Origin of the sequence: Pseudoalteromonas rubra (assembly GCF_005887115.1) — a bacterium.
Taxonomy (GTDB): Bacteria; Pseudomonadota; Gammaproteobacteria; order Enterobacterales; family Alteromonadaceae; genus Pseudoalteromonas; species Pseudoalteromonas rubra_F.
Window position 1 is genome coordinate 1 of sequence record NZ_PNCJ01000026.1, and the last position, 11932, is coordinate 11932.

The window sequence follows — 11932 nt, forward strand, 5'->3', positions numbered from 1 at the left end:
GATTAGTTGACCACTACAAACTGAGCTACTTCGAAGGAAGAGTTACATGGGCACCTCTCTAAACTAAGCGGATAAAGCAGCTTACCTTGGTGAATGAGGGAAGTTCATTAAGAAATTATATTATGGCTGGAGGAGTGCACTTGAGAGCTTCTTATAGACAACCTGTTACAGCTGTTGTTTCTCGTGACAGCTTGAGATGACAACACGGGTAGAGTGAGTTAAAGGTTTCCTCGGTCAAAGAAAGTTGACGTAGACTATTGAATGACTAGTTATTTATTGATTTTTATTGGGATAGTGATTGATATATCGTCTTGCTTCTTTAATTCAAAAAAGAGTTTAAGGCGCGGGGGAGTGTCCGGGATACTTGTTATTCCAGCTGTTTTGTATCTACTGGTATTTCTATGGGACAGAGAACTAGTGGTTTTTGCAAAGACTCTAGATGTTGCAATATTCATTGGAATACATCTAGCTTTGCAATATGGTATTCCAAGCCTATTTTATCAAAGGAAGGACAATAGTCGAAACAAAAAGGAAAGCAAAAACAGAGTTGCACGGACGTATTTGGACGCTCCGGCGATGTCAAACCGATCAGGCCTGCGGGATAGCGAGTTTTCTTGACCTCTTTTACCTGTTTTAACGAATTACAAGGAAACCCGCTCAAAATTCGCACTCAGCAGTGTTTTTTGTTTAATAATGCCTGCGCGCCATATTGTGAATTTGGGAACAAGGATGCAGAGACCAACAGTGTAGGGGCAGTCGCACCAATTAGAGGTGTCATGTATCGTTCAATAAGCCTTATTGCGTAAATAGACGACATAGACACAGTGGAACTAAATCGGAGGTATCCTTGATTAGAGAAAACTACTTTAATAAAAGAGCTTCCCTGCATTGCGTTGCAATTGCTGTGATTTATCTGGTTCTAGATATTAAACTTCTGTTCTTTGGAGAGAGTCAAACCCTGAACTTTGAATTTTTGTTCAATGTTAAGGTGTTTGTATGTTTTCTGTACTTACTATACTCAGAAAAGATAACTGGATACTTTGAGCAAGAGGATAATCTGCCGTTAGACTTTACGCTTCATATGACTGCATTTTTATTTATGCTTTGGCTCATGATCGTGCCCGGAATCTTTGGCATCGCTTTTTCAAAGTATTTTGGGTGTGTCCTGATAATACTGTTGATAGGGTCAGTACCTATATTGTTTGAGGTTATAAAGTGCAGAGAAGTTAACCATGCCAGCTTTGGTCTCGTGAGTGTGGAGTTGCTAATTAAAGCAGCCTTTGTCTTCTGTGCTATCGTTATTTTGATGTATCTCGTATCTGGCAATTGGTCATGGGAAATCAGGCCGATCCACACACTGATTAAAAATCACTATTTATAACTTTGGGAAAGATGTCAGACAAATTTTTACTATAGTATTCGTCAATCTTAAAGTTAACTTAGCCTTCATTAAACTTAGATATAAGCCCGCACTCTACAAAAATAACTCTTTAAACTGATCCCACAGCCCTAGCGACTCATTGGCAAAAATATCTATACCTAACCAGGACTTAAGCAGATAAAGAACAACGAGTATAATACCCAACAAGATCATGGCAACAACTAATAAGGTAATCAAAAACATAATTGCTGCTGTGACTCTTTCTGTGTGGCTCAGGCGACGTTTGTTCACCCCGCCCAGAAAGACAAAATAAAAGCTCCAGGGTAAAAAGGGTAACGCCAGAGTGGGTCTGAAATCTATTTTATGATTGTTCCAGTCTCGGGTATTGATTGCTTTTTGCAGTGCTTTGCGTTGTTTATAAGTAAAGCTTGCTGCAACCTCAGGGTCCATTTTGCCAAGGAGCTGCTTAACATGAGCATGTCGTTGGTCTGATTTATTCACCGTCATACAGCCTCCTTAGCCATTGAGTCATATCAGTATTGAGACGGCAACAGGTTTTACGTGCGCACTCACCCCAAAAGATTTGCCAAGCTTTCTCTAAGTTTAGCGCTTTAAGCTCTGCTATCAATAGCTGCGGCCAATCAATCACGGCATTGCTTAATTGTGCCTGTCATGTCCCAAACTTGGCTTAGGGGTTGTAAGTTAATAATAGTATTGGCCTGAACTATATCTCATTTTCATCCAACCATAGTACGACCACCACCGAAGCATGGTGTGAGTAATTCTGTAGACTGCTAAAAAGCTCGGTGGCTATGGCGGTTTCACTTCGCTGGTCAGTTGAGTTTATTGTATGAAATACAGCCCACTTGAACACTTGCTTACGAGGCAAATTGAGGCACAAAGGAGTAATGACATTGGTACTGTTAAAATACCTCGATACCACATTTTACACGACACAAGAGTTGCTTGAGTTGGCAGATATCTCTGACCAAACACTCAAAGCATTCCAAGATAACAAATTGATGCCCAGAGCTTCTTATACGCTTAGTCTCAACTTAAACTGTGATTCGTTCTTTGGTCATTTTAAAGACAGTCACACACTGGAGTACTACGCGAAGGGCTACGCGCTGTGGTTGAATGTTATTAGGAAGGAACAAAATAAAGCACAGGTCTATGAGATATTTTCTGCCCGTTACCGAAATATGCTCACCCGACTTAATTGTCTTGGATATAGTTCAAATCACCCTAAGTTAACCACCTTTCTTGCTGATCATATTGCACAAGAGTGGCAGCACTTTTTAGATGGTACTTATGGCTTGTGCACTCGTTCTGGCTTGCCAGAGGAGATTGCTGCTAAAGAGTTTGCCATTATCAAGATAAACGAGCTTTGTGACTTGAAGCTGTTGGGCCAAGCAGACCGTGAAGTTTTAACTTTTGCCGTCAATTTACTAGATGGTGTGAGCGCACCATTTGCCCCGCACGAGCGGGATAGAAGCTCAAGGCGTCGTTTCGTTGATGACGTGAGGGAAAAGTATGGCCTTACAGCCAGTCCAATATCACTGAATGCCGGTATGAAGCCAGACCAAAACTCCAGCACGGGTCGCAGCGACAATTGGTAATTGCACTGTGTGCTAGGGTTGTGTTTACCGCTTGACGGCCCAGGCGGTAAACAGCCCGGCACTGATAAACATAAACAAGCTGTAGATACTTGGTGCTATAGACATCACTTCATTGCCCAACAGACCGGTAGTTACCAAAAGGGCGAGAGTGCCGTTTTGCAGGCCAACCTCAAGGGTAATGGTGCGGGTCTGTGTATCGCAGCGCAATAAAATACGCGCGACCAAAAAACCCATAATCATAGAAATCAGGTTTAAGGTGATCACAGAAGGACCCGCCTTGATCAGGTAGTCAACCAACTTATCGCCCAGTTGAATACAAATACTGACTATCACCAGAAGCAATACTGCGACTGAAAACCAGCTGATATAGGGGCTGGCTGATTTAGCAAAGCGAGGCCACTTTGCATTGACAGCCATGCCAACCAGAACTGGCAGAACACCGACCACAATAAGCTGCAACCAGGCTTTGAGTACCGGAAACTCTATCAAGGTGTTATTTTGTCCGTAATAGTCGATTGCCCATGCAGCCAACAATGGCAAACTAAATGGGGTGATAAACCCTATCACGGCAGTTAAAGACACCGACAGACCGACATCCCCTTTGGCCAGATACGAATAGAGGTTGGAGGTTGTGCCACCGGGGCATAAAGCCAAAATAAATAAGCCAATTGCCAACTCTCCTGTAAGCCCTGTGATCGCAATAACAGCAATGGCAAGCAAGGGAAGTAGAACCAGCTGACACAGTGCCCCAATGAAAAAGCTTTTGGGTTGCATAAACACGCGCTGAAAGTCTGCCATTTTCAGGCTAAGGCCGACGCCAGTCATGATCAGTATGAGCGCAATGGGTAAGCCTATTTCAATTAAATCAGATGGCATGTTTTTGTCCTTGTTTGGCCTGACTCAGCTTAATTTTAACAACGGATGTGATATGCCGTCACAGGTATTTTGTACAGGTGGGATGTGAAGTGCGTATGACGACAGTGCAGAGACATCAAGCTGAACTGCAGCGGAAAATTCGAAGGAGACAATATAGCCAGGTTCAGGCACTGCATCGGGCTGTATGCGTTGAGTGCTTCAAAACAGCTGTATCTATGCCTATTATTGTCATACTGGTGACTTTTTTGTCCGGCAATCGATTAAACTGCACTTCCTGACCATAGGTAAGCTAAGCCTACCCTACAGTGGTTGAGCCTGATAAAATACAGATAAACACAGGGGAAATAAAGTTATGAAATTAGCAAGCTTAAAGTTGGCCTTTGGAATGGGTCTGTTGTTTTTCAATACGTGTGCACTGGCCGCGGGTTGGACAGCACCTACCAGAATCACCTCAGTGGGCCAATATGGCACCAATTCAACCTTTTTCACCACCGAAGCTGATGTTAGCCAATGTGGCGATAAGAAAAAGCTCTTCTTTTTGACGAGTGATGCAACTGATCCTGAAAAATTCTACAGTACTTTGCTGATGGCATTTGCTTCCGGGAAAAGAATGAAAGTGTATTTACATGATCCCGTTGTTTGTGGTCCTGAAAATGCTCAAAAAATAAATGCAGCAAACTTTTTCTATGTTTTTGATTAGTACGCTTTGCCATTAAAGTAAAAAATAGTCTGTCCCAGGACAGGTCATTTTTTTATATCTCGCATGTTGTTGGTGCTGAAAGTTAAAAATTACGGTGTTCAGCCATATAGTTTTTACTCAGATACTTCAATCCCAAAACTATCAACGGCTGCACCTTTTAAGAGCGAGGTATCGTTATATACGTTGCCCGCATCGCCTTTTTGAAACTCCCGCCTGAGAGCCTCAAGTTCACCCGAAAAATTCAGCACAGCGACATCCAGGTTTATCTCAATCCCCTCAACTAAGGTGATGTTGGTATTTACACTGGTACCAAATTCGAAATCGGGAATGGTCGCCTGAGGTTTACTCATGACTTCCCATCGGACTTTACCATTGACAGTGTCTTCCCATAGCAACGTAATCACAACCATTCTAACTCGTGAATCCACCTCCGAAAAATCATGGTCGAACAGATTTCCGCTGTTTTGGTCTGCCAAGGACCGTGCAAATTGCTCGAACCCATTTTGAAAAGCGCTGTTGAATAGCAAAGGCGCGGTGCTCTCAGGCTGGCCGTCATCAGCAATGGTGTTTATGGTCGCTGATGAGGTGTACATATCAAAGCCCGGCAAATAAGTGTGCTCAGTAACTGAGTTGTAAGCATAGCTGATGATGGCAAGGTCAGGGAAGATAAACTTATTTCGCTGGTTTGAGCTCAGAATAAACTGAGTGCTAAGCTCTTCTTTATCATCAAAGGAGCTCAGAAATACGCAAGAATTAGGATAACCTTTGTTCGCGAAGGGTAAAGCGGCTATATTTACCCTCGCACCTTGGCTGTTAAAGGCGTCATCGGTTAACTCAAGCAGCCGGTTTCCTTCCAGGTTAAACAGGCCGTCACGCACATCACTGTAGTCTTCATTGCTGATATGCAGGATTTCATTCTTACTCTCGGTACATAAATAGGCCGTAGCTGGTTCTGGGTTGTGCAAAGAGATCTCGTCTCCACTAAAACCGCAGATATAGTAAGTCTGGTTGACTGGCAGTAGGGGCACTGGGGGCCACATTTTTCCTTGGGTGGTCACAGCTAGGCTTCTGATCAAACTCGATTATGCCGTAACCTGTGTTGGTAACATCCAGTAAGGTATAGAGCTGAGTGTGCAGTGTCTGGTCATCTGTACTCTTGGTAACTAAAGAATCATGATGTGTGTTCTCAGGTAGTGTTTGTGCGAGTTTACCGTCTGCACCTGTTTTAGCACTGGCCATGACCTGGCCACTGGCATTATGAAAAATGACACCGGCAACTATGGGGTTAGGAATTGCACTACAGTCGTTGATAAGTGTGGTTGTCACTGAAAACGATGTGGTTGAGTTGTCATTATCCGGTTTTGAGGTATTGGCTTTTGTTTGTTGTTCGTTACCTGCAACTGTCTTATCGCCGGATGCACCACCCTTATCGCTGGATGAACCACCGCAAGCAGAGAGCGTTATTGCAGTACTGATAGCTAAAAAAATCCTTTAAATTTCATTTTTTCTCCAATTTATAAATCGTTATTTCCGTACACAGTAAAGCTAAATAGCATTTTAACAGATATGGATGTGCTTGCATTATGGACAAGATGCTTAATTTGCACTCAAAGCTGGCAGACTGATTTTTTAGATGGAAATGAGGGCAGAAAATGAGAAATGCCAAAATGCCGCCTCTAGTGTAGTTTGAGCCAGCCAGGACGTAAACTTGTCGCAGGGACCCGAGGTCGTTCTAGTCATACCTTGCTCAGGTGCTGTTACACTGTCCACTGAGGAGGTTAGACAAGCTAATAGGCGCTCACTCAGCAGACGAGGATGCTCTGTAAGACTCTGGCAATGCAACCTCTTTGGCAGAAGTTGCATTGCCCGGCGATTAGTTGAAGTCGGTACACGGACCTGTAACTACGCAATACTGTCCGGGGCCTGGGCTTGTCGCAATGGTATCTGTGTCGGTTGGTGGCGGACAGTTACGATAACTTGGATAGCTGCTATCAGGTTCAATGTTGCCGCCTGCAACGTTAGGCGTTTGCGCCAGGTTTAACTGCTGAGACTGAGATAGCGCTTTTAATTTGGTTTTTTTGACTTGTAATTTCATGAATTATTCCTTAATTATTCATTTTAGAAGAGACCTACGATTTTCCTGCTGTAGGTACATTTAATGTGCATGATGTGTTTTTTGTTGTCAAACTATTTCTTTGGTGTTTCTTTTTTGTATTTTTAAGCGGTGGGTTGAAAGCCCGTGAAACGGGCTTTGCTGTATGCTTAAAGTTTAGTTACAGACACCTGTTATCACGCAGGGGCTGCCAGATGCACATTCTGCTGTGAGTGGAATACAATCCCGGTTCCACCAGGAAAACTCTCCTCCGGCAATCTGAGGTGTTTGGGCCGGAATCAGCTTTTTTGCCTCTGAAAGGGACTTCAGGTGCGATTTTTTCATTGTCAGTTTCATTTTTATCCTTTGTAATGTTCGTTATTCTTCCTTTACTGCAAACGTCAAAGGGGCGTTTTTAATTTGTCGCATCATTGCCTAGGTTGTCAAACAGTTTTAATTAGAGTAAATAAGTGACTATCATGGGTGGCATTTGCAGTTGGTCCGGGCCTTCGATAACGTGGCATTGTCTGTCAGTGAACCAGATATGGTCTGAGCTCGCTAAAAGCGCTACAATTCATCTTCAATATTTGCAGGCAGAGAACACCGCGTGACCGTTGATCGTCAACTTATCAGTACTTTACACACCGCATTTACCAGTATTTTCCAGCGATCTTTATATGCTGACAAAGTCATTCAGCACCATATACATGATAATCCGCAATGGCGTCGTGAAGACAAAGGTTATTTTGTCACGACTCTTTATGACTTGGTGCGGTTTGTACGCAAGCTGGCGTACCTTAGTAACGCCAGTGAGCAAGAGTTTTGGCCTATCTGGCAGGCGTATCAGTTGATCAATGATGAGCACATCCCTGACTGGCCAGAAATGCGCGACTTGTCAAAGTCTGACCTGAATGAGCGATTTGAAAACGCGCCGCTGGCGATCCAGCTTAGTTATCCTGATTGGCTGGATACACTGGGAGAGTCTCAGCTTGGACAGCAGTGGCCTGTTGTGGCTGACGCCTTAAATTGTGCACCGGGTTATTACCTCAGAGCCAATACATTGAAAAGCTCAGCCCAATCGCTCGCCGGTAAGTTAGCTAAGGAACAGATCCCGAGCGAGCCTGTTTCCCCGGAATTGCCGGATGCACTGACTATTCAGGCAGTCGATAAACTATTTAAATCCACCGCGTTTCAGTCAGGCGAATGCGAAATGCAGGATGCAGGTTCTCAGCAGATAGCCCCTTTACTGGATGTTGCGCCCGGTATGAAGGTCGTTGATGCCTGCGCCGGAGCGGGGGGAAAGAGCCTGCACCTCGCAGCCTTGATGAAAAACAAAGGCCGTTTACTGTCTATGGACATTCATCAGCACAAGCTTGATAACCTGAAAAAGCGAGCAAAGCGAGCCGGTTGCCATATGATTGAAACGCGGCTTATTAAAAATAATAAGACTATTAAACGACTTAAAGATAAATTCGACCGGGTTTTACTTGATGTACCGTGCTCGGGAACCGGTGTGTTACGGCGTAACCCTGACAGCAAATGGCACCTGACAGAGCAAAGTGTCGATGATCTTATTGCGCTCCAAGCTGGTCTGCTGCAAAGATACAGCCAGATGTGTCGCCCAGGTGGTAAGCTGGTGTATGCAACCTGTTCAGTGCTGCCAGTTGAAAATCAACAGCAGGTTGCACAGTTTCTGGATGCTAATCCTGACTGGACTTTGCAGCGGGAACTGAGTTTACTGCCGGGTATAAACTCAGAGTTTGACGGATTTTATGGCGCCGTGTTGTGCCGTAACGAATTAACACAAGATTAAAATAGGATAAAACACATGAATCCAATTATTGCCTTGCTCAAAGAGCACAACATCAGTGACGAAAAAATCAATGAAGTATTTCAGGCGTTGACCGAAAACCCGCTAATGGCTATGGCCGTTGTCCAGCAGTTGAATATTCCCGCTGATAAACTACAACAGCTGATGGCACTCGTGATGCAAAACCCGGCTCTGATCAAAGAAGCTGTGCAGGAGCTTGGTCTTGATTACGATAAAGTTGAGCAAGCAAAAGCGCAGCTTAAACAATAAGTAATCACATCAATACAAACAGGCTGGAAATCCTATCCAGCCTGTTCGTCGACCGACTTTTTCAGACTTCACATCAGACAAACCCGCTTCCTTTGACTAAACTAGATGCTAATCGCGTGGTAGCACTATTTTAAGAATAAGGATACATAATGCTCTCCAGCAAATCCCTTGAACACGATTCACCTATGGTGTTTGTGTTATTTACGGCAGTTGCCTGTTTATTTTATTTTTTTCGTCCTGGCTCAATGCCGCCAGAGCCACAAACTGATAAACCTGCCTCGGCTCTGTTTCCAAAGAACTTGCAGCACTATCTCAGTAACCCCGGTGCCAAGGTTGTATTAGGGATCGATGTGTCACATTATCAGGGGGCCGTCGATTGGCAGCAGGTTGCACAAACCGGGATACAGTTTGTTTATATTAAGGCTACTGATGGCATTACATATAGAGATCCAGCATTCTATTCCCACCTAAAAGGTGCACAGGCAGCAGGTCTGCAAACTGGTGCATACCATTTCTTTGAACCAGACGATGACCCGATTAAACAGGTGGACAACTTTGTGACGACCGTGCATGGCCTCGGGCTCACGCTCATGCCTATGCTGGATGTCGAGATCACCAGTAACCGCTCTGCGGAGCAGATCAGCAACGGGGTTGCAAAGTTCATAGCCGCAGTGGAGCAGCGAACGGGGTGTCAGACGGTCCTCTATAGTTATGGCGATTATTGGCAAGAGAATTTGTCGGCGCAATTTGCCAGCCAACCTTTTTGGTTAGCTGATTACGCCGCCAGCCCCGGTGTACCAAAGCAGGCGCAAGCCTGGTGGCTGTGGCAATATTCAGATTCTGCGCGAGTGCCCGGGGTAAAGACCCAAGTTGATATCGATGTGGTGATAGCAGGTGAATCAGGGTTAGAGGCAATGAAGTGCACAAGTAAAGGAGCAAAATCATGAACTTTTCGAAACAACTTTGGCAACATGAGCACACAGTGATGCGAGCACTTTTATTGCTGGTTGTTGTGAGCTTTTTAACTTTGATCGTGCTCCACTACCACGAATGGCAGCAACGTCCGGATGCGCTGTATCTGAGTAATCAGGCATATCTGCACCATGTTGAGGTGCAGGCTTTGGACGATTTATTCTATCTTGCCGAGATCAATGGTCTGCTTAAAGTGGTTGAAAGCAGCCAGGTAGGCGTGTCTTTTATTGCCGAATTTAAAGTGGATGTTGGCAATATGATTGCGACGGTCACGCATTATTTGCAGCAAGGGATTAATCTTAACCTAGCGTCACTGGTTGCTGTGGAGATCCTATCCTTACTCAGTGAAGCGGCCCATGTCATCGTTATGCCTTTATTGGTGGTTATTTTGAGCGGCGCGACAATCTGGCTGTGTGCTGAGCTATTTGGTTTGCCTGTCGTTATGTGTGCGGTGCTTAAGCGGGTATGTGAAGGCTTACTACTTACTTTTGTATTGCTTCACCTGATGCTGCCTTATGCTATCCATATTGGCGGAGCCATCAGTCACTCCGTCAGTGCCAGTTACAAAACCACGGGTCGCACAGCATTACTGCAATATCATCAGGATGTCACACGTGGGCAAAATAAAGCGTCGTTAAAAGATAAAGCGGAGTCGAGTATTCATGAGTTGGAGAGGGTATCACCCAAACATGTCAGATATCAGCAAAATGCTTTATCACACTATTTAGTCAGTACCCTGGCGGTTAATCTGTTTGATCTGATCTTAATGCCATTACTGCTTATTTGGGGATTCTATCGTGTTGTGAAGGGGCTGTACTTGCACGCACAGGAAACATACCGAATAACAAAAAGCAGTGAAGCAGAAACGATAAAAGGGCCATAAAGGCCCTTTGGTGAAGTATCGTTCAAGTTAGTTTGGTTACTCTAACCCCTTAAAGCAACCAACCAATTGTTTTGCAACTGAGGCTTATCTCATTAAGTTTCTAAGCTAGCGAGAGGAAAAACCCTGCAATTGCTGCGCTCATTAGGTTAGCCATAGACCCTGCTAAAACCGCCCTGAGCCCTAAGCGTGCGATATCCTTTCGTCGACTTGGCGCCATACCGCCCAGTCCGCCTAGTAAGATGGCTATCGATGACAAGTTAGCAAATCCACATAACGCGAATGTGACAATCGCTTGTGTGTGTTCACTTAACGTGTCGCGATAATTCATAAAGTCCAGGTAAGCAACAAACTCATTCACAACCAGTTTCTGGCCGATAAAGCTGCCCGCCTGAGTGGCTTCTGCCCAAGGTACGCCTAACATCCAGGCAACCGGGGCAAATACATAGCCTAAAATTTCTTGTAATGTCAGTGTCGGGTGATCAAAGAAACCACCAATACCGCCTAATAAACCGTTTAAGAGTGCAATCAGTGCTACAAATGCTAATAGCATTGCACCTACATTAAGCGCCAAATGCATACCACTTGAAGCGCCTGCTGCCGCAGCATCGATCACATTAACCGGTTTGTCGTCACCGCTATCAACCTCAGCAAGGTTTTCTTTCGGCTTTTCGGTTTCCGGCACAATCATTTTGGCCATCAGGAAACCGCCTGGTGCTGCCATAAAGCTGGCTGCAATCAGATATTTAAGTTCTACACCAATGGCAACATAGCCAGCCATGACTGAGCCTGCTACCGTTGCCAGACCACCTACCATGACGGCAAAGAGCTCTGACTGGGTCATCTTAGGAATGAAAGGCTTTACGATTAAAGGTGCTTCAGTTTGTCCCACAAAAATGTTGGCCGTTGCCGACAAAGACTCTGGTCTGGACGTTTTCAGCAGCTTTTGTAAACCACCCCCTAAGATTTTGATGATCCACTCCATAATGCCGATGTGGTATAACACACCTACTAACGCGGAGAAGAATACGATCACCGGCAATACCTGGATCGCAAAAATAAACCCTATGTTGTCTGCACCCGCTAGCGGGCCAAACAGGAAACTGATCCCATCATTGGCGTAACCAATGACAGATGAAACCGCTTTCGACATGGCCGCAAGCGCGTTTTTACCGGCTTCTACGAAAAGTACAAAGCCACCAATGAGTATTTGCATGATAAATGCGATACCCACGGTCCGATAATTAATGGCACTACGCTTGGTGGAAGCTGCGTAGGCGATGGCTAGTAGCATTAACATGCCGACTAAGCTCATTATTGTTGTCATGCCAG

13 protein-coding genes are annotated in these 11932 nt (G+C 44.7%); 6 read left to right on the plus strand and 7 right to left on the minus strand.

Annotated features, from left to right (window positions below; genetic code table 11):
* Window positions 1-1474: 1474 nt before the first annotated feature.
* Window positions 1475-1888, minus strand: a complete 414-nt coding sequence (locus CWB98_RS16765; RefSeq protein ID WP_138545901.1) for a hypothetical protein — start codon at window positions 1886-1888, stop codon at window positions 1475-1477.
* Between the two features lie 401 nt (window positions 1889-2289).
* On the opposite strand from CWB98_RS16765, the gene CWB98_RS16770 reads away from it, so the two are divergent.
* The gene (locus CWB98_RS16770; protein WP_212751145.1) at window positions 2290-3000 is read left to right on the plus strand and encodes a DUF6058 family natural product biosynthesis protein; all 711 of its coding nucleotides are present in this window, start codon (window positions 2290-2292) and stop codon (window positions 2998-3000) included.
* A gap of 24 nt (window positions 3001-3024) precedes the next feature.
* Here the strand turns inward: CWB98_RS16770 and CWB98_RS16775 are convergent, their stop codons facing one another.
* Window positions 3025-3876, minus strand: a complete 852-nt coding sequence (locus CWB98_RS16775; RefSeq protein WP_138545902.1) for a bile acid:sodium symporter family protein — start codon at window positions 3874-3876, stop codon at window positions 3025-3027.
* A gap of 352 nt (window positions 3877-4228) precedes the next feature.
* Here CWB98_RS16775 and CWB98_RS16780 point away from each other — a divergent pair, with 352 nt between their 5' ends.
* Window positions 4229-4576 (plus strand): hypothetical protein, encoded by a 348-nt coding sequence (locus tag CWB98_RS16780; RefSeq protein ID WP_138545903.1) that lies wholly within the window; start codon window positions 4229-4231, stop codon window positions 4574-4576.
* Window positions 4577-4689: 113 nt separating this feature from the next.
* Here the strand turns inward: CWB98_RS16780 and CWB98_RS16785 are convergent, their stop codons facing one another.
* From CWB98_RS16785 to CWB98_RS16800, 4 genes are all read right to left on the minus strand, one after another.
* The gene (locus tag CWB98_RS16785; protein ID WP_171045685.1) at window positions 4690-5604 is read right to left on the minus strand and encodes a hypothetical protein; all 915 of its coding nucleotides are present in this window, start codon (window positions 5602-5604) and stop codon (window positions 4690-4692) included.
* Entirely contained in the window at window positions 5558-5902 is a 345-nt protein-coding gene (locus CWB98_RS16790) for a hypothetical protein (RefSeq protein ID WP_138545905.1), read from the minus strand. The genes CWB98_RS16785 and CWB98_RS16790 overlap by 47 nt, the downstream gene beginning before the upstream one ends.
* Window positions 5903-6449: 547 nt before the next feature.
* Window positions 6450-6671 (minus strand): hypothetical protein, encoded by a 222-nt coding sequence (locus CWB98_RS16795; protein ID WP_138545906.1) that lies wholly within the window; start codon window positions 6669-6671, stop codon window positions 6450-6452.
* A gap of 174 nt (window positions 6672-6845) precedes the next feature.
* Window positions 6846-7025 carry a hypothetical protein gene (locus CWB98_RS16800; protein WP_138545907.1) on the minus strand — a complete coding sequence of 60 codons (180 nt, stop codon included), beginning with the start codon at window positions 7023-7025 and terminating at the stop codon, window positions 6846-6848.
* A 250-nt stretch (window positions 7026-7275) separates the two neighbouring features.
* On the opposite strand from CWB98_RS16800, the gene CWB98_RS16805 reads away from it, so the two are divergent.
* The 4 genes from CWB98_RS16805 to CWB98_RS16820 all read left to right on the plus strand — a co-directional run bounded on the left by CWB98_RS16805 (window position 7276) and on the right by CWB98_RS16820 (window position 10603).
* Window positions 7276-8481, plus strand: a complete 1206-nt coding sequence (locus tag CWB98_RS16805) for an RsmB/NOP family class I SAM-dependent RNA methyltransferase (protein ID WP_138545908.1) — start codon at window positions 7276-7278, stop codon at window positions 8479-8481.
* Window positions 8482-8496: 15 nt separating this feature from the next.
* Entirely contained in the window at window positions 8497-8748 is a 252-nt protein-coding gene (locus CWB98_RS16810; protein WP_046004601.1) for a DUF2999 family protein, read from the plus strand.
* A gap of 149 nt (window positions 8749-8897) precedes the next feature.
* Window positions 8898-9695, plus strand: coding sequence for a glycoside hydrolase family 25 protein (locus CWB98_RS16815; protein WP_138545909.1), 798 nt, complete (start codon window positions 8898-8900; stop codon window positions 9693-9695).
* Entirely contained in the window at window positions 9692-10603 is a 912-nt protein-coding gene (locus CWB98_RS16820; protein ID WP_138545910.1) for a hypothetical protein, read from the plus strand. The genes CWB98_RS16815 and CWB98_RS16820 overlap by 4 nt, the downstream gene beginning before the upstream one ends.
* Before the next feature lie 100 nt (window positions 10604-10703).
* On the opposite strand, the gene CWB98_RS16825 is transcribed toward CWB98_RS16820, so the two are convergent.
* A complete protein-coding gene (locus CWB98_RS16825; protein WP_054013532.1) occupies window positions 10704-11927 on the minus strand; it encodes a NupC/NupG family nucleoside CNT transporter in 1224 nt (407 codons plus the stop codon).
* Window positions 11928-11932: the final 5 nt, after the last annotated feature.